This window comes from Rhodothermales bacterium, assembly GCA_013002345.1.
Taxonomy (GTDB): Bacteria; Bacteroidota; Rhodothermia; order Rhodothermales; family JABDKH01; genus JABDKH01.
Map to the genome: position 1 here is coordinate 1 of JABDKH010000081.1, position 18,153 is coordinate 18,153.

The window sequence follows — 18,153 nt, forward strand, 5'->3', positions numbered from 1 at the left end:
GGGATCACCGTGCCCGGCTGCCAGGGCCAGGAGATCGTGCGTGTCAGCCGCCAGAACAACTCGGGCACGTTTGCATACTTCCGCAGCGCTGTTCTTGGCTCGAATCGAGACTTCAAGCTCGGGTCACGTGATCTGCACGGCTCAAAGGACGTCGTCGATCTGGTGCAGAATACGGCCTGTTCGATCGGATACTCCGGGTTGGCTTATGCAACGGAGAAGGTCAAGATGCCCTGCATCGAGACTGCGGACGGCGCGAGTTGCGTTGCACCGTCCGTAGAGACTGCCGTTGATCAATCGTATCCGATCGCGAGACCGCTTTTCATGTATACGCTCGGTGAGCCGGCCGGTGCGGTCAAGGAGTACCTCGACTGGATTCTGAGCGACAAAGGGCAGTGTATCATAAGAGAGAAGGGATATGCGCCGGCCAAAGCCGTCGACTGTGGAATGACCTCGTAATCTGAAAGAAATACTCCGGCGCACAGCCGGACTTGTCCGCCGGAGCTTAGTACCTTGACATGTCATGTCACCAAGGTATTGGAACGGAACGATGACTCATTTTCAAGAGCGCCTGGAGAAGGATATCGAGCATATCCGCAACGGCGTCATCGCGATTGCAAAGGGAGCGGAGCGTGGGCTCGAAAACGCCGTCACGGCACTTCTGACGCTTGATACTGATCTGGCGTATCGAACGATTATCGAGGACAATCCGATCAATCGTCAGGCCGAGGAGGTCGACCGGTTGTGCCACTATTTCGTGGCCCGCCATCTTCCGAGTGCCGGACATCTGCGATTCATCTCATCGGTGCTTCGCATGAACGTGGAACTGGAGCGCATCGGCGACTATGCGGCCAACATTGCGCGTGAGGCGGCCACGATACAGCATCCCATCGAAGACCCTATTCGCGGCGAGATTGAGCGCATGGCGAAGGACTCGCTGCGGATGTACCGCTATGCGATTGCTGCCTTCGCTGAAGGCAACGAGGAGGCAGCGCGCTCGACGATGAAGTCGGCGAAAGCCGTAGTCGTCGAGTTCGAGGCCATCTACGAGGACCTGGTCCGGTCGGGAGGTTCGGGCGGCTCGCCGGTCAAGGACCTGCTGAGCAAACTCATCGTGATCTACATGCTGGAGCGGGTCAGTGCGCAGTCGAAAAACCTCTGTGAAGAGGTCGTATTCGCGTTGACCGGCGACCGGAAGAAGCGTCGGCCGGTCAAAGTGCTTTTCCTTGAGAGCGGTGTCAATTTGGCCGCGCAGATAGCCGTTGCAATCGGAAACAAGGCATTTCCGGAATCAGGTATTTATTACACCGCGGGTCTTGCGAACAAGCCGATCGACGACGCACTGGTTTCATTTATGGAGGAAGCCGGTCACGGCATCGAGAAGCAGCCGGAAACGCGTCTCGATCTGAACGGCATCAACTGGAGAGACTACGATGTTCTTGTGTGTCTCGACGAACCCGTATCGACATTTGTGAACGAAGTACCTGTGGGCACCGTCGCCTTCGAGTGGCCCATCGTTGATGCTTCGGCGCAGGGTGATGCGCATCCCGGGCCCGAGCGCTTGCGGGAAATGTATCGGGAGATTGCCGACCGGCTGGACGACCTGATGGAGACGATGCGAGGCGGTCTGACCGAGGACGATCACCATGTCTGATTCGGAGACGTCGCGGATCGGTCTTGACCAGATTGACCGGCGCAACATTGCGTGGTATGTGGACCGTGCGGTTCAGTCGCTCGTCTTTCTCGGAGGAGTGTCGGCGATTGTGTTCATCGTGGGCATCTTCGTGTTCATCACGAAAGAGGGCCTCGGTTTTATCACGTCGCGCTTCGACTTCATGGAGTTCTTCACGTCGATGCGCTGGACACCGACGTCCGAAAACAACCCCACCTACGGCGCACTCGCACTCATCGTCGGAACAGCAAGCGTGACGGGTACGGCGATGCTTGTAGCCATTCCTTTCTCTCTGGGCGCGGCGATTTATATCGGAGAGTTTGCGACCGGACGGGTTCGTGAGAGCCTGAAGATATTCGTCGAGCTCCTGGCCGCGATTCCGTCGGTGGTCTGGGGTTTCATCGGCCTCAGCATAATGAACAAGCTGATCATCGACCTCTTCGACGTGGCCGTCGGACTGAATGTGCTGAATGCCGGCGTCATACTCGGACTGATGGCGGCGCCAATCATGACAACGATCGCCGAGGATGCACTGAAGGCGGTCCCGGACGATTTCCGTCAGGCAGCTGAAGCCATGGGCGCCACTCGCTGGCAAGTGATCTTCAAGGTTGTGCTACCGGCCGCGAAGTCGGGACTCGTTTCGGCCGTTCTTCTGGGCGTCGGGCGCGGCTTCGGTGAAACCATGGCCGTGCTGATGGCGAGTGGTCACGCCATCAACATCCCGTCCAGTGTCTTTGACTCCGTCAGGGCCCTGACCGCAACGATCGCTGCCGAACTTGGCGAAACCGCTGTGGGCTCCGAGCACTACGGCGCGCTCTTTACGCTCGGGATATTCCTGTTCCTGATCACATTCATCATCAATCTGACCGCAGATCTGGTCGTGCGGGGTGTCAGGAAGCAATGAGTTCGCGATTCGCCGCCACCGAATTAAGCCAGAGGAACCACCGGGTTCAAGGACTCTTCAGGACGTTATTCCTGGTGATGACCATCTTGCTCATCCTGCCGGTAGTCATCATCCTGATTCTGTTGATTGTTGAAGGTGGGCCCGTCCTCACGTGGGCGTTCCTGACCGAGTTTCCCAAGAGCGGGATGACGGCCGGCGGCGTTTTCCCTGCTCTGCTCGGTACCATATTCCTTGTGGTGGTCGCCCTGATCGCATCGGTACCTCTGGGCGTTGCGGCGGCCATCTACCTGAGCGAGTATGCCGGTGACAACTGGCTCACACGCATTATTAACCTGGCCATCATCAATCTGGCCGGCGTGCCCTCCATCGTCTACGCACTATTCGGCGTCGGGGCTTTCGTGGTGTTCTTCGGATTCGGAACGAGCATCCTGTCCGCGAGCCTCACGCTCGCGATCATGACCCTGCCGGTCGTCATTGTAGCGACGAAGGAATCCTTGCAGGCGGTACCGCAGGCGTTTCGAGAGGCATGTTGGAGCATGGGCGCAACACGATGGCAGACCATCCGGAAAGTGGTGTTGCCGAACGCGATCAGCGGCATTCTGACCGGTATCATTCTTGAAGTTTCGAGAGCGGCCGGAGAAACCGCACCGATCATGTTTACGGGCGCCGCCTTCTTTCTTCCGTTCCTGCCTGAAAGCGTCTTCGATCAGACGATGGCCCTGTCGCTGCACCTGTTTGTTGTCTCCACCCAGGTCCCGGGCGTTCCCGAGCAGCTGCCCTTTGGCGTGGCGTTGCTGCTGATCACGATCGTGCTTCTGATGAACGCGGTTTCGATCGGTTTCCGTGTGTATCTCCGGGGTCGGAAGAAATGGTGACGGATACCGCCATAGCCCAACCCGAAGCCACGGTCGACAGCCGGAACGTGCTAGAGGTGCGTGATCTTTCCGTACGCTACGGTAACCAGGTGGCTCTGTCAGGCGTCACCCTCGACGTTCCACAGCACGAGATCTTCGGCATCATCGGGCCTGCGAACGGTGGCAAGACGACATTTCTGAAGGCCATCAATCGCATGGACATGTTCAACTCGTCCATGAAGGTCGAGGGCGATATCCGCTTTCTTGGAAAGAATGTCAACGAGTGGCGAAACGTATACGCACTCAGGCGGAGAGTTGGTGTAGTATTTCCTCTTCCGGTCGGGCTCCCGCTCAGCATTTACGACAACGTCGCCCTCTCTCCTCGTCTGTCCGGCACAAAGCAGAAGGCTGACCTCGATGTCATCGTGGAGCGCTGTCTTCGTCGCGCCGCCCTGTGGGATGAAGTGAAGGATCGCCTCGACTCCCTCGGCAGTCTCCTCTCGGGCGGCCAGCAGCAGCGACTGACGATCGCGCGAGCCCTTTCGCAGGATCCCGACCTCTTGATGCTCGATGAGTTTTCAATCGCTGTCGATCCCGTTACGACGATGCGAATCGAGGACGTGCTCAAAGGGCTTCGCGAGAAAGTGACCATCATTCTCGTGACGAACCTCGTTCAGCAGGCCCGGCGGCTTGCGGACCGGACGGCGTTCTTTCTGAACGGCCAGTGCGTAGAGATCGGCGAGACCGAGGCGCTGTTCAGCGGAGAGGTAAAAGATCAGCGGACGACCGACTATATACAGGGCCGGTTCGGCTGAGCGGTGACAATATGGCGATCAACTCTGCAACAAAACAGACCGCTGTCGAGCTCGCGATTCGGACTCAGAATCTGAATCTCTGGTACGGGGATTTTCAGGCCCTGTTCGATGTCGATTTTGAGGTCAAACGAGGCCTTGTCACTTCGTTGATCGGTCCGTCCGGGTGTGGAAAATCCACCCTGTTGCGATGTGTGAATCGCATTAATGAGCGGCTGGGTTACGTGAGAACCGAGGGCACCGTGGAGGTACAGGGCGAGAATATCTACGACGAAGATGTCGAACTGTCGCAATTGCGCAAGCAGATCGGCATGGTCTTTCAGCGCCCCAATCCTTTTCCGCTTTCGATTAGAGACAACATCCTGTTCAGCACAGGCATCCACCGTTCCAGGAAGGATCGGCTGAGCAAATCCGAACAGGATGAGATCGTTGAGTCATCGCTTCAGGAAGTGCTGCTGTGGGACACGGTGAAGGACCGGCTCGACCAGCGAGCCACGAAGTTGTCACTGGAAGAGCAGCAGAAGCTGTGCATAGCGAGACTTCTTCCGGTTAAACCGGGCATCCTTCTGATGGACGAGCCGTGCTCGGCGCTTGACCCCAAGGCAACCGAGGCCGTCGAAGAATTGATCTGGGAGCTCCGGGGAGAGTTTACGATCCTCATCGTCACACACAACATGGCTCAGGCCCGACGTGCGAGTGATGAGTGCGCGTTCATGTTGATGGGCAAGCTTGTGGAGCATACGCGTACGGAGGACATGTTCGTCACCCCGGCCCACAGGGAAACGGCGGACTACATCGAAGGGCGCTACGGGTGACATCGCTGCATCAGCTGCAGGCCCTGCCCATCAACCCACGCAAGGTATTCTTTGGCCGTCTGCTTCGCTTTCTGAGCCTTGCTCTGGTGCTGGCGGTCTTCTTCCTTGGTCTCGAACTCCTGGGAGCGTCGTTCAAACTCCTGGGGCGCGGAGTGGCGCAGACACTGATTCAGACCACCTCGAATCCGTTCGTGGGCCTCTTCGTCGGCATTCTTGCCACGTCGCTGGTGCAGAGTTCGTCCGCCGTCACTTCTCTTGTTGTCTCTATCGTAGCCGGCGGCGGGCTCACGGTTTCGGGCGCCATCCCGATCGTCATGGGCGCGAACATGGGGACGAGCGTGACGAATACGTTCGTTGCGCTGGGACACGTCACCCGTCGTGACGAGTTCCAACTGGCGACGGCCGGGGCAACCGTCCACGATATGTTCAATCTGCTATCCGTGATCGTGCTCCTGCCATTGGAGCTCGCGTTCGGAGTCATTAGCTATCCGGCGAAATTGCTGGCAAGCGGTCTGTCGGACGTGGGGGGTGCCAGACTCCTTAGCCCGGTCCATGCCATCATCTCACCGGTCGCCGGCAAAGTGATTGGTTTCCTGGGCTCCAACGGGTGGTTCGTACTTGCGGTCGGCGGGATCGTGCTGTTCGTGGCGATACGATACATGGTTGTGATTCTGCGATCGATGTCGATGGGCACTTCGGAGCGAACCATTCACGCGTACCTTTTCGCTGATGCGCCCCGGGCGCTTCTCGTCGGGATTGTGCTGACGATAATGGTGCAGTCTTCATCCATCACCACATCTACCATTGTTCCTCTGGTGGCGGCAGGCGTGGTGACCGTCGAGCAGATATTCCCGCTCGTCATAGGCGCCAACATCGGGACTACGATCACCGCGCTGCTCGCGGCACTGGCTCTGGCCAGCACCGGGAGCCTATCGGGCCTCGCTGCACTGGAAGTCGCGTTTGCCCATATGTGCTTCAACATATTCGGTGCGGCGATCTTCTTGCCGGTGAAGTCATTGAGGGACATACCGTTGCGACTCGCCAACGGACTGGGGCGCCTGGCTGCACGAAACCGGATGTACGCGGTCGCCTACATCGTCACCGTATTCTTCCTCATCCCGCTCCTCATTCTCACACTCGCGCGCGCGATCGACACGACGTCCACCGACGAACCTTCGGACACCGTCCAGACTTCGTCAGGTGACCCACCTCTCACTGAATGAACTCGTCCTCGTAGCCCCGATAGTTGTGAAGGACGTGCATGTGGTCCAGCATTGCCATCAGGAAGGACGTAGACGTGACGCTGCCGAGCGCTCCGGCCCCACACGTGCTCTCGGCGAATCGCGGTACCTCATCGAGACGAGAGCCGCGCGCGAGAATCACACCGGGCACGGCGTCGCCGGTATGCCGGCCGGTTGTCGAATCCGTCGTGTGATCTCCCGTAACGGCAACAACAACGTCATCGTTTACCAGGGTCGGCATGAATGCATCGACCTTCTCGATGAAGTCACGTTTCGCGGCTGGGTTCAGATCGTGCGCGGCAACATCCGTTCCCTTGAAGTGAACGAATACCAGGTCGGAATCTTTCAACGCTGCTCGCGCGGCTTCTATCTTCGCTTCGATGTCGGTTACCTGCGCGCCCGTGAACTCGGGTTTGTTGATCACCGAGAAGCCGAAGAGTCTTCCAAGTCCGTCGACCGTTCCCTCGCCCGTTATCAGAGTCGCCGAGAGACCAAGCTGGTTAACGAAGTTCCGCGGAGTCATGACTACGCCCGCACCGCGCGTCAACAACCCGTTGGCGGGAAGCTGCCCCCGCGACCGCCGCGCGTCGTTGACGGGATGTGCATCGAGCACTTCGTGGGCCCTCTGAACGAACTCGTTTACGAGTGCGGCTGTTCGCTGCGCGACCGTGTCGCCCGGATCCAGCGGCCGACACGGCTGGATGCCCCACGCCTCGTTTCCTGAGCCGGGATCTGTATCGGTGATGTCGGCCGACAGCCCCGTGCCCGAGAGGCGAAGCACGGCTCGATGCTGGGTCGACGCTCGAAATCCTGCTACGACACCTCCGAACAACTCCATGCCGTCGACTGCTGCTGCGAGTTCTGAAGTCCCGGAATCGATTCGCCCGGCTCGGCGATCGTCGATTTCAAGGGCCACTCCATTCTCGCGGAGTGTGGCGAAATTGCACCTCAGTGCGATGTCACCATCCCGCAGCTTTAGGCCGGCTCCCGCGGCTTCGACGGGCCCGCGGTTCAGAAGCGGTATGTCGGCTGCAGCCAGCCCCATGAGGAGAGCGGTACCTACCTGTGTGCCTACCGGCACCCAGGGTCGAATCGGTCGGACCATACCGGACATTCCGCGCTCGACCATATCGTCGAGATTCGGCGTCGCAGCGGCCTCAAGGGGCGTCTGGCCTCCAAATTGCTCTACCGGGCGATCACCCAGCCCATCCAGAATGATCATCAGCCCTTTCAAGGCGGACGGCGATGTTGAATTCATATATGGTCACCCGGCGCTAGCATCCTTCGACTCGACAAGCCATCCCTCATCACCCGAGTACTCCTCCGTAAGGGCATCGGAAATCTCATCCATCACCAGCTTGATCGTCTCTTCCTGCTCGTCGTTCGGCACAACCGGAATGTCATACCGATCCGCCTCAGCAAGCATGAAGTCCTGCAGTCGCCAGATGGCATCGAAATGCTCCAGATATCGTTCCGCCCGCCTCGATACGGCTCGCTTGCCCCGACCCTGAAGTTGCTCGCGCAGCCTCTTCTTCTTCACCACGGCCAGCACGATTGGTACTACAATCGCGTCAACCGTATCTACGAGCGAGCGCTGCAATCGAGGGTGGATGTGAACGCCCTCCACGATCAGCGATACGCGCTCACGATCCGCTCGCTGTAGTACGCCCTCTATCCCGATTCCGACGTGCCCGGCCTGCGCGAGATACCCCTGTTCGAAATGTGTGTCGAGCCGTGTGGGCTGACCTTTCCAGGAGGGAATGGCTTCCCAGGAATTAAACGACGACGTGTGAAGCGTAGGGAGAAGGCGCTCCGGAATCATGAGGCGCATGACCTCACGCAGCATGTCCGTCGACTGGGTTCTGACGATGTTGAGCCTGTGGGCAATCTCGGAACTGATCGTACTCTTGCCACATCCCGTCGTCCCTCCGATCAATATCAACAATGGGCGTTCCGAGCGAAGGTACTGTCTCCACGTCAGGTAGCGACGAGCCATCTCGGCCGATTCCTCATCGACCAGATACTTGTATGTGATGCTCGCCAGCTCGAGCGACTTGATCTCCTTTACGCCGGTCTCGAGAAGGTATCGCTCGATACCGCGCGTAATCGCGAACATGCGCTCGTTCGGCAGTGAGCAGATTTCGAGTGAGTTCGCCAGAAGGCCTTTCGAGAACGGGCGCGGTATGCCATCGCGGTCAATGATCCGTACTGGAATGTAACCCGTTGCGCCGGCGATGTAGCGCCTCATCACCTCCTTCTCTCCCGCGTTCTTCAGCTGTTTCTTGACGAGCGTCTTCAGGTCGTCGGTCGTGATCTCCTTGTCCGACCCGATCTCGTCGCGGATTCGATCTGCAATCTCGTACGCCGCGTCGAAGGAGAGGCCTGCCTTGACCAGTGACCTCGTGAGGATGCCCCTCAGAAAGGGCACCTTACTTTTTTCCACCGGATCGACTACCTGAACTGTCAAATCGGAAAACCCTTGAGAGCGGAATGGTTAGAGAGAGAATTGTTATATAATCAGTGCCCGACTGGCGGGCAACGCCCTGTCACAGATGCCCCAAATTCGTCGGAGGACTGAATCCATTAAATCGTTCGCATGCGGGCGAATCTAAAGTTAAGCACCCCGATCTGTATCGGGCATAGTTGACAATCTGCCCGGGCTTTTCTATTCAAGCAAGGTTCGACTCCACAACACTGGCGCTCCACCTACCATGAAAACTACGATCGGCCATATCCTGTCAGCCAAGGGAAACGATGTCCTCACCATTCAACGGACAGCTACCGTATACGAGGCTATCGAGCAGATGGAATCGAATCGGGTCGGATCCATCATCGTATTGAAGGATGCAGACGTTGCCGGCATCTTTACGGAACGCGACTACCTTCGCCGGGTCGTGCTGCGCGGCCGGACCTCGAAGACGTGCCCCGTCGGCGATGTCATGACCGAAAACCTCGTCTGCGTCGACCCGAAGTACACCGTCGAAGAGTGTCTGGCGATTATGACGGAGAAAAAGATTCGTCACCTGCCCGTGATGGAGGGAGGAAAGCTGGCCGGATTGGTATCTATCGGGGATCTCGTCAAAACAATCTCCGAGAACGCTCAGGCGCGTGTTCACTATCTGACGGACTACATCACCGGCAAATATCCCGCCTGAGGCCTTTGGAGGGATAATCGGGAGCATGCTCCGATTTCTTGCCGGAGCACCCGGCCGTGCTCCCGGCCGATTATTGCTTTGCTTCCATATCCCGCAGCCAGAACAGTAGCGGTGCCATCGTAAGGCACCTGTCGAAGCACGTCTCCACGAGTTGCGCAGAGCGCGCCACCTTGACGGGGATCTTCTTTGAGGTTGCCACTACTCCGTTGTACCGCAGCAAGTCCGCGTTCGCGTGATCTTTCGCGTAGCCGCGCGGCACCTGCTTGTAATGCTGTACCCCGGTCTCAAATCCTTCCTCCTCGATCCTCGCGAGTATCTCGCGCAATTCGTCACCGTGTGCCGGATCGGATACGTATTCCCGATAGGCCTTGAGGTGTTCCTTGCCAAATTGATGGTGCCCGCCATGAATCTGCGGCGGCCCGTCACTCATCCCGAAGTAGTACCCCGGCGACTCCGTCTTCTTCCGGTTGCCGTCCAACCAGAAAACCATACCCAGGTGAGTCTTGTAGGGGGACTTGTCTTTACCGAAGCGGACGTCGCGATAGATCCTGAACATCGATCCACTGCCATTCGTGGCCGTGTCGAAATGGATGTGCGGGTGGATGCCGGTGAGCCGTTCACCCAGGGCCTGAATGAACAGCTTCGCCGGCTCGAGAACCGATTCAACGTAAACCGACTTGTTGGCGGTGAACCAGTCGCGATTGTTGTTCTGCTTCAGGTCCGTGAAAAACTTGAAGGCAGATTTTGGGAATCCTGAAAACTCTGACATTGTCGAGGCCGGGCGATTAATGAGGTGTCGTCGGACTCAAGATGCCGAAGCAGCCATACAGACGCAAGGTGGTTTCGCCACACCGCCGCAGACTCGCGTCGAGCGCGCGATACTGGCCATGAGGCCGGATTTCTTCGTAGCTTGCCGCCGTCAATCCTCGCGCACAGTACCCCATGCCCCGACCGAGAAAGTATGATCCCGAAGTGGTGGTCGAGAAGGCCATGCATGTCTTCTGGGAGAAGGGCTACGAGGCAACGTCCGTGCAGGATCTCGTCGAGGCGACCGGCATCAACCGGTTCAGCATGTACCAGGCCTTCGGCGACAAACGCGGTCTCTTCCTGCAAGCACTGGACTACTATTTCCGGCACGTGCTTCCACAGATTGTGCATCTGTCCGAGAAGTCATCCGGTGGTGTGGCGACCATTCGCAGGTATTTCGAGGCACTGGAAACAACGGTTACGTCACCGCTCGGGCATCGAGGGTGTTTCGGCCAGAATACCGGCGTTGAGCTAGCGCGCAAAGACGAGATCGCTCTCGAGCCGCTCAACAGCATGTATGCGGAGCTAGACCGGAATTTCGAGCGCGCGCTTGAGACCGCCCGAGAAAGGGGATCCATCAGAGACGATACGCCTGTTGCCGAGATCGCACGCTTCCTCGTCACGATCGCGCAGGGTATGATACTGATGGCCAAGACCGGCCGGGATCATCATTTCGTTCGGAGCAGCAAGCGCCAGGTCAATGCGCTGCTTGACCGGCTGTAGGCCCCCCTGGAGGATTACTCCTGCGGGATCGGGAAGAACACGAACGCCACGAGCATTATCACAACGCCGGCGAAGAAGTACGACAGGTCTCCACTCAGGAACAGGATTACTGCTCCGAACATCGCCATAGCCTCGCCGAGCGCCCAGCCAATGATGTTCACGGTCGTCGGATCGTCTTCCGTGGTCAGGGCCCTTCGTTTCTTCCGAAAGAAGAACATCGTGACAACGACGATGCCAAGGATGGCGACGAACGCGATCCGCAGCGGAGCGAGGATCTCATCGGCCATCGGCTGAACCTGACCGCTCTTCGTGAGGAAGATTGCGACCGCGCCGAGAATTACGATGCCGCCGAGCATCGCCACGCGGACGATCGCCAGCATGGTCGACTTGTCCTGTCCTTTGGTGTTGTTCATTTTCGTGGCTCGAGGGTTGTGATCGACCAAAAGTATGGAATCCCGGAACATTCCGTAGCGGTTTGCGGACCCTTGAACTTCCGAGCGCGTCGAATGCGTCCGATCATCGAATCCACATCCTATGAAACCCGAGAAGAAGAAGAACACGCTCAAATGGTCCGTCGTCGCACGCGAGGCACGCGAGCTCATGTGGGCGCAGCGCGGTCGGCTCGGCATCGGATTGATCCTTATGGTCGTCAATCGCCTGGCGGGCCTCGTGCTGCCTGCCAGTTCGAAATACCTCATCGACGAGGTACTGGCCAAATCGAACGTGGATATGCTGGTTCCGCTGGCGCTCGCCGTGGGTGCGGCCACCGTTGTACAGGCGGGGACGACGTTTTCGCTATCGCAGCTCATCAGCGTGGCCGCGCAGCGCGTCATCATGAACATGCGGCGGCAGTTGCAGGATCAGATCACGCGGCTGCCGATCCGATTCTTCGACAACTCGAAGTCGGGCGAGCTGATTTCACGGATCATGACGGACCCGGAAGGGATCCGGAATCTCGTCGGTACAGGCATAATCCAGCTCGTTGGTGGAGTGTTCACGGCCATTCTGGCGCTTGTTGTGCTCTTCTGGCTGAACTGGCAGCTGACATCGATCATTCTGATCGTCCTCGCCGCCTTTGGCGCCGTGATGGCGATCGCTTTTAATCGGCTGCGGCCCATCTTCCGAGCGCGCCGCGAGATCAACGCAGATGTCACGGCCCGGCTGAACGAAACGCTCGGAGGCATTCGAATCGTGAAGGCCTACGCGGCGGAAGGCCGGGAGCAGTCGGCGTTTTCAGAAGGTATAGAACGATTGTTCAGAAACATCGCGCAGTCGATTACGGGCGTTTCGGCGGTCACGGCGTTTGGCTCAGTTGTCATCGGTGTGGTTGGCGTCATCATGATTGTCAGCGGCGGGCGGGCGATTCTGGCCGAGACCATGACGCTCGGTGACTTCATCATGTACATCTTCTTCACCGGGCTGATGGCCGCTCCGATCATCCAGATGGCGTCGATCGGGACCCAGATCTCGGAGGCGTTTGCCGGATTGGACAGGATCCGCGAGGTCTTCGCCATGGAAACGGAAGACGCCCAGGACGAACGACGCGAAGTGCTTGGCGACGTAGGAGCGACGGTCTCGTTCCAGGACGTCACGTTCGCTTATGAAGAAGGCCAACCCGTTCTGAAAGGGGTTTCGTTCGATGCTCCTGCGGGCACGGCCACTGCGCTCGTGGGCTCCAGCGGCTCGGGCAAGAGCACCCTCGTTAGTCTGGTGATGGCTTTTAATCAGCCGCAGGAGGGGCAAATACTCCTTGACGGCCGCGACCTTGATAACATCCGCGTCGGCGAGTACCGCAAGATGCTGGGCGTCGTCATGCAGGACAACTTCCTTTTCGACGGATCGGTCGCCGACAACATTCGATTTCCAAGGCCCGACGCCACACGCGAGGAGGTAGAGCTGGTTGGTCGTATCGCTCACTGCGAGGAGTTCGTATCGACCTTCCCCGACGGATATGACACGATCGTCGGTGAGCGCGGCGTGAAGCTCTCGGGCGGACAACGCCAACGCGTCGCCATTGCGCGCGCGATCCTGGCGGATCCGCAGATTCTCATTCTCGATGAGGCCACGTCGAGCCTCGACACCGAGAGCGAGGCGCTCATCCAGGAAGGATTGCAGCGTCTGCGCGAGGGGCGCACGACGTTCGTGATCGCGCACCGGCTGTCCACCATTCGCAGTGCCGACCAGATACTGGTGCTCGAAGACGGCACTATCGTCGAGCGCGGTACGCACGAGGAGCTCATGCTCGTAGGTGGCCGCTACCGCGAACTACACGACCGCCAGTACGACTGGGAAACGAACCGCTTCGTCAACCCGGGCGAAGACTACTAGGCTGCCCGGCGCTCGAACGTCGAGATTCGCGATCGTGACGAGTGGCTAACAATAATGTGAGTCGGGCGTTCAATGCCGCCGACACAAGAACAAGCCAATCCGTACCCATGCGTCTGCTTTTCTGCTCGCTTCTGATCATTGCCGGACTTACAGCCGGCTGCACGTCCGACAAAGACTCATCCGCCGCTTCGGCCGATTCCACCTCGACCGCCACCGTTGAAGTGGCAACGTTCGAAGGTCTAGGGCTCGTCATGTCCGTGCTGCCGAATCGCAAGTACGTCGTGGTCGATCACGAAGATATGCCCGGGTTCATGTCCGCCATGAAGATGCCTTTCGCCCTGAGGGATACGTCGGTGGCAACGGGTGTCGCGGCCGGAGACTCGGTCCGTTTTACGGTCGAGGTGCAAGGACCGAACATTCACATGATTCAGATAAGCGTCTTGCCCTGAGTGCCGCTCGCCGCAAACCGTATTGTCGTTCCCTGATCGGATGACCGTTGCGGCAAGCTCGATGAGGCGCTCGTCGAAGTGGCAGAGTCAGAGTCCCCGGCGACCGGCCGGTGTCAGTGCGCGTTAAGCAGTGTGCCGACGACCATCGTGGTTGCCAGTATCGGGTCGTCTTCCTTGTTCGGCGCTCCGTCCGGATTGCTGAAAGAACCGTCGGCGCGTTGCCGCTCTGTTAGCATAGTCACCATGTCGTCGGGCCATGTGCCACCGATGCCGAGCGCCGTGTTCGCTTCGCTGCGGACGAGCAAGTGGTAATAGAACATCACGTGCTGCCATTGCGATGGATTCTCTGGAATGCCCTGTACGACCGTAAGGTCGGTATGCATCGACAGCCATTCGGCTGCGCTCGTGACACGCTCGTCGTCTGTCTGCACGCCCGCAGCGAGAAGTGTCAGGACTCCGTCACAGGTGGTGGTCGAGTAACTCGGGTAGTAAGACAGGCCAAGGCTATCGGTCACTGCGCCGCCCTTGTTTAGTCCCACGGTGACGGTCGAGGCGTAGAATCCGCCGTCGTAGGGAGGGCGCCGGTCATCGTGATTGGCACCGGGTTGCGGTCGCGTGTCGGACGGATGCTTCTGGAGCATGGCGAGGAATCTCTGCACTTTCATCTCGTGCTCCCCTCGTGCTCCTGTTGATTCGAGCGCCTCGATGACTCGTCGCGTGTGAGACAGGTCGATGTGCCCCACCTGGCCGACCGGAAGAGATGTCTCCCCGAAGCCCCAGGCTCCGTACGCCGGGTGCTCCGCTCCGATGCCCCTCAGTTCGTCATACTGTTGTCCATGCAGGTACTGAGCCATCTTCCGGATCAGCGTGCTGTCAGGCGGTGCTCCCCATCGCTTCAGGACGCGGAGTGCATAGGACGTGGCATAGTTCGGGTACTCAAGAACCGTAGGGTCGCTGATTCCCAGAATTCCGGCATCGGTCGTGTGCTCCCGAATGAATTGCAGCGCGTGCTCCCGCCCACCTGTAGGAGCAGCGAAAATCGAGTCTGGTACCTGAAACAGATAGTGAGCGACGAAAGGCGTCCATGTCTCGCCGCCGCGGAGCAGGCCGTGGGTTTCGCTGTGCCAACCACCGTCCTCACCCTGCTGAGCCCACAGATACTCCGCTGTGGTGCGGAGTAGTTGCCCCCGCTCGTCGACGTCGGCGGAACCGCATCCAGCGAGACTCGCCGCGCCCACGACCGTGCCCACGCCGAGCACGACCGCAAGCAGGCGGGCCTTCATTAGTAGACCGGCCATCAGATTAGCCCTTCTTCTTCTTGTTGCGGAGAAAGTCGGCATCTCGATCCGCCGTCATCGTCAGGATCACCGCCGCGGTGCAAAATACCGGGCTCGTGATGCAATGATGACCGCTCCAGCTGCCGTCCTGATTCTGGACGCGTGCGAAGAGCTGATTCATGCGAGTGTGCCATTTGTCCCACTCGTTGTCTCCCGTAACGACCAGTGATTCGCTGGCCATCATATAGCTCAGGAATTCCTCGCCTCCGTTGTTGCCGAAGCCGGACAGAACACGCTCATCGCTCAGCAGCTTTTTCGTCGCCTCATTCTGACGATAGGAGTCGAAAAGCTCTTCCGCTCGTTGCTCGCCGAATCCTGCCTTCCGCAGATTGTCGACGGTCACATCCGCATCCTCCTCGAGCTCGCCCCGCTTCTTGGCTTCCTTGATTCGCTCCATCGCATCCCGTGCCGCCGGAGCCGACGCCCGCTGACTGCTCGCTATAGAGTACAACGAGATACCCGCCGCCGCATCGGTCTTCACGTCACCGGATTCACTGTCAACATTGTTCTTTTGATATTTCCGGGACCGGTCCAGCGCCTCCTGGTTGACCTCACGCCCGGCGGAAGCCGCCATCTCCAGCGCGCCATTCGCCACGGCCGACTGCAACACCGGCGCCCAGCCCGCCTCATTCCAGCTGCCATCGGCCTGTTGAGCCATCTCCAGTTTTCGGAGGCACTTGTCCAGGCCTTTCTCCACGCGAGCCTTTAGCCGATCCGTTCGCTTCAATGTCGGCAACACCCGTGCGAACAGCTGAGCCGTCATCGACACGTCAATATTGTGGCCCAGTTTCACCTGCGGCTGCGTTCCGGAAATACTGGTAATCTGTCCGCTGTTCTGAGGGCTTGCCTCCACGATCTCGAGCAAGTTGTTCAGCGCCAACCGGATGTTTTTCTGATACGCGCCTGAGTACAACGTGCTGCCTGAACGCATCAGGGCCATCGTGGCGAATGCCGTCGTGGCAGGATCGACTTGCACCGCGTGCGGGTCTCGAACATTCTGGGCCGAGTGGCTACCCGCCCCCCAGCCGCCGTTCTGAAATTGTGCTGCGGCCAGCCAGTCAAGTCCTGTGCGAACATAGCCGGGTATCGGCTTCACACCGTCCTCCTGCATCTCTACCGAAGAAGGTGCGGCTGAAGTGCCCAACGCTCTGACAATCCTCGATCCCGCCACGATGACGAAAAGACCGAGAACAACCAGCGCCACAAGGGCGAAGGGCCTCTCGAATTTGTTTGGATACATGGGTCCATCCTGAGTCTGATTAAACAATACGGATGTGACCTCCGGGTGCGCTGATCGATCTGCTACTGATGTGCCTCGCTCGCGATCTCGGTCGTCGAACGGAACGCTGCAGTCTTCGGCGCCTGAGCTGTGTGGCTGTGCGAATACTAACGACGTGCCCGGTTCGCTTATTGTGTGCGCGCACAAGACCGGACGGCGCATTCTCGAGATCGACGGGCGATCGGAGCGACGACGCCCCGGCGGCAAAAGCATCAAAATCACCCTGGAAATGCCCCGGGGCATGCTTTCGTGCCGGACTTCTATCCGTCACCAGCCATCAAAAGGTCCCCGGCAAACTCCTCAACCAACCCCAGCGCTGTTTCGGCGATTGCCGGAATGCGATCGTGCGAAACCAGTCCGACGGACCCTGATTCCCACGTTGTCATGTTGATGGGACCGCCACCGGACGCCAGACGGCCTTCCTGGATAAACGATGCATTCACCGCGAACGGTACGAGTCCGTCAGCGACATCGATCGCGTTGATATGCACATAGACGTATGGGTACCCGGTCTCGAGTGGATCCATGGACGGCCGGCGGCCACTCACGGCCGCGATCCGATCCGCCAGAAGCGGTCGCAGAGACGATGCGTCGAGGGCCGGGTTCGCCGTTAGCGAGGCGGTGGCCTCGACGTCGACGACAAGCCCGAAGCGCCCCACACGCACGAGGCTCGATATCTGTTCGAGCCCGTCGAGCTGAGCGGCGACCGGACCGACGGTCAGCAACAAAACGATTGCCAGTGTACTGAGGCGACTGCACATAACTCCGTACCCTATCTGTAGGCAGACTCATGATTCCCGCGTGCAAACTATCGAGGTGCGCAGGCAGATGCGAGTCAAATCGCAGGTCGAAACAGGCATTCACTCACAACAGCACTGACGTTTCGCCTCAGCTTGCCTCGTATCGAAAGGCGCTCTCGAGCGGCACACCGAACACCCGCGCGATTCGAAACGCAACTTCCAGCGAGGGCGAGTACTTCTCCTTCTCGATGGCGACGACCGTCTGCCGCGTAACACCGATTCTGCTCGCCAATTCCGCCTGCGTCATTTCGCCGTGCTCGAATCTGAGCTTTCGGATCTGATTTCGTACAGCGGTCTTTCCCATATCAGACACCCCGGCGGTAGTACGCGAGTTTGGAAATCAATTTCGCCGACTCCGCCAACACAAGGGCAAGGAGCAGCACGTGGGCGGTCATGACGGCGGTCAAGAAAGCGGCACTGAAGATGCCCCCAACGGCGCCGGTCGCCAGGACAAAGCTTGCGAATCGTTCGGACTTGACGTCAATCAGATCGTCCCGTTCGTCCGTTTCAGTCAACTCGGTGAGCCTGCTGTCGTGTGCGGCTTCGATGCCGAGCATGACATGAAAGGTCACCTCGACGACAACGATCAGCACCACGAGGCCGATCAATGCCCCCAACATGTCGCCGAATGTGAGCGAGCCCGCCACCAACGCTCCGCCATGGCTGTAGAAATACCAGCCAAATGCCACAAGAAGCGTCACTAGCAATACCCAGGCGCTTTTTTCCGCATAAGACTGTTCCATCGCTGTTCTCTCAATGTGTAAAACAAGATTGACACAATGTAATATATGCTTTACTTTGTGTCAAGTTTTATATACATCATTAAGGAGGGATGTGCCTTCCAGGTCCGCGCGTCCGGTGGGTGCAGATGACCCCCGAGAAAATGTTCGGCAGGGCGTCTACCCCACCTCCTGGCCGTCGACGGCTTCGTACAGCACCACCTGCCACAGAAAGCTGTTCCGATGAAACACGCTCTTGAA

General features: G+C 58.7%; 20 protein-coding genes. 11 read left to right on the forward strand and 9 right to left on the reverse strand.

Translation table 11 applies throughout. From position 1 onward, the window contains the following. From HKN37_04150 to HKN37_04180, 7 genes are all read left to right on the forward strand, one after another. Nucleotides 1-456 (forward strand): phosphate-binding protein (locus tag HKN37_04150; protein ID NNE45833.1); only part of this gene is annotated, 456 nt, incomplete at its 5' end. 91 nt (nucleotides 457-547) lie between these two features. Further along, entirely contained in the window at nucleotides 548-1,651 is a 1,104-nt protein-coding gene (locus HKN37_04155) for a hypothetical protein (GenBank protein ID NNE45834.1), read from the forward strand. Beyond that, nucleotides 1,644-2,573, forward strand: coding sequence for a phosphate ABC transporter permease subunit PstC (gene pstC / locus HKN37_04160; protein ID NNE45835.1), 930 nt, complete (start codon nucleotides 1,644-1,646; stop codon nucleotides 2,571-2,573). Before HKN37_04155 ends, pstC begins: the two co-directional genes overlap by 8 nt. Further along, a complete protein-coding gene (gene pstA / locus HKN37_04165) occupies nucleotides 2,570-3,448 on the forward strand; it encodes a phosphate ABC transporter permease PstA (GenBank protein NNE45836.1) in 879 nt (292 codons plus the stop codon). Before pstC ends, pstA begins: the two co-directional genes overlap by 4 nt. Beyond that, nucleotides 3,442-4,242 carry a phosphate ABC transporter ATP-binding protein gene (locus tag HKN37_04170; protein NNE45837.1) on the forward strand — a complete coding sequence of 267 codons (801 nt, stop codon included), beginning with the start codon at nucleotides 3,442-3,444 and terminating at the stop codon, nucleotides 4,240-4,242. The genes pstA and HKN37_04170 overlap by 7 nt, the downstream gene beginning before the upstream one ends. An 11-nt stretch (nucleotides 4,243-4,253) precedes the next feature. Beyond that, entirely contained in the window at nucleotides 4,254-5,054 is an 801-nt protein-coding gene (locus HKN37_04175; GenBank protein NNE45838.1) for a phosphate ABC transporter ATP-binding protein, read from the forward strand. After that, nucleotides 5,051-6,277, forward strand: a complete 1,227-nt coding sequence (locus HKN37_04180) for a Na/Pi symporter (GenBank protein ID NNE45839.1) — start codon at nucleotides 5,051-5,053, stop codon at nucleotides 6,275-6,277. The genes HKN37_04175 and HKN37_04180 overlap by 4 nt, the downstream gene beginning before the upstream one ends. Here HKN37_04180 and apgM read toward each other — a convergent pair. Then, nucleotides 6,267-7,553 carry a 2,3-bisphosphoglycerate-independent phosphoglycerate mutase gene (gene apgM / locus HKN37_04185; GenBank protein NNE45840.1) on the reverse strand — a complete coding sequence of 429 codons (1,287 nt, stop codon included), beginning with the start codon at nucleotides 7,551-7,553 and terminating at the stop codon, nucleotides 6,267-6,269. The two genes, HKN37_04180 and apgM, sit on opposite strands and share 11 nt — an antisense overlap. 6 nt (nucleotides 7,554-7,559) lie before the next feature. After that, on the reverse strand, nucleotides 7,560-8,738 hold the full coding sequence (locus HKN37_04190; GenBank protein NNE45841.1) for a hypothetical protein: 1,179 nt from the start codon (nucleotides 8,736-8,738) through the stop codon (nucleotides 7,560-7,562). Nucleotides 8,739-9,006: 268 nt separating this feature from the next. Here HKN37_04190 and HKN37_04195 point away from each other — a divergent pair, with 268 nt between their 5' ends. Then, entirely contained in the window at nucleotides 9,007-9,450 is a 444-nt protein-coding gene (locus tag HKN37_04195; protein ID NNE45842.1) for a CBS domain-containing protein, read from the forward strand. Nucleotides 9,451-9,520: 70 nt separating this feature from the next. Here the strand turns inward: HKN37_04195 and HKN37_04200 are convergent, their stop codons facing one another. Further along, nucleotides 9,521-10,219, reverse strand: coding sequence for a DUF2461 domain-containing protein (locus tag HKN37_04200; protein ID NNE45843.1), 699 nt, complete (start codon nucleotides 10,217-10,219; stop codon nucleotides 9,521-9,523). A 173-nt stretch (nucleotides 10,220-10,392) separates the two neighbouring features. Here HKN37_04200 and HKN37_04205 point away from each other — a divergent pair, with 173 nt between their 5' ends. Beyond that, a complete protein-coding gene (locus HKN37_04205; protein ID NNE45844.1) occupies nucleotides 10,393-10,980 on the forward strand; it encodes a TetR/AcrR family transcriptional regulator in 588 nt (195 codons plus the stop codon). A gap of 14 nt (nucleotides 10,981-10,994) precedes the next feature. Here HKN37_04205 and HKN37_04210 read toward each other — a convergent pair whose 3' ends face one another. Beyond that, nucleotides 10,995-11,393 (reverse strand): hypothetical protein, encoded by a 399-nt coding sequence (locus HKN37_04210; GenBank protein ID NNE45845.1) that lies wholly within the window; start codon nucleotides 11,391-11,393, stop codon nucleotides 10,995-10,997. Nucleotides 11,394-11,514: 121 nt separating this feature from the next. Between HKN37_04210 and HKN37_04215 the strand changes: the two genes are divergently transcribed. Then, complete coding sequence (locus HKN37_04215; GenBank protein ID NNE45846.1) at nucleotides 11,515-13,308, forward strand: ABC transporter ATP-binding protein; 1,794 nt, start codon at nucleotides 11,515-11,517, stop codon at nucleotides 13,306-13,308. A gap of 107 nt (nucleotides 13,309-13,415) precedes the next feature. Beyond that, on the forward strand, nucleotides 13,416-13,757 hold the full coding sequence (locus HKN37_04220) for a copper-binding protein (protein NNE45847.1): 342 nt from the start codon (nucleotides 13,416-13,418) through the stop codon (nucleotides 13,755-13,757). A 113-nt stretch (nucleotides 13,758-13,870) separates the two neighbouring features. Here HKN37_04220 and HKN37_04225 read toward each other — a convergent pair whose 3' ends face one another. From HKN37_04225 to HKN37_04245, 5 genes are all read right to left on the reverse strand, one after another. Continuing rightward, nucleotides 13,871-15,055, reverse strand: a complete 1,185-nt coding sequence (locus HKN37_04225; protein NNE45848.1) for a hypothetical protein — start codon at nucleotides 15,053-15,055, stop codon at nucleotides 13,871-13,873. Nucleotides 15,056-15,059: 4 nt separating this feature from the next. Further along, entirely contained in the window at nucleotides 15,060-16,334 is a 1,275-nt protein-coding gene (locus HKN37_04230) for a terpene cyclase/mutase family protein (protein ID NNE45849.1), read from the reverse strand. 299 nt (nucleotides 16,335-16,633) lie between these two features. Further along, nucleotides 16,634-17,134, reverse strand: a complete 501-nt coding sequence (locus HKN37_04235; protein ID NNE45850.1) for a hypothetical protein — start codon at nucleotides 17,132-17,134, stop codon at nucleotides 16,634-16,636. A 127-nt stretch (nucleotides 17,135-17,261) separates the two neighbouring features. Continuing rightward, entirely contained in the window at nucleotides 17,262-17,477 is a 216-nt protein-coding gene (locus HKN37_04240; protein ID NNE45851.1) for a helix-turn-helix transcriptional regulator, read from the reverse strand. A 1-nt stretch (nucleotide 17,478) separates the two neighbouring features. Next, nucleotides 17,479-17,916 carry a hypothetical protein gene (locus tag HKN37_04245; GenBank protein ID NNE45852.1) on the reverse strand — a complete coding sequence of 146 codons (438 nt, stop codon included), beginning with the start codon at nucleotides 17,914-17,916 and terminating at the stop codon, nucleotides 17,479-17,481. Nucleotides 17,917-18,153 lie beyond the last annotated feature (237 nt).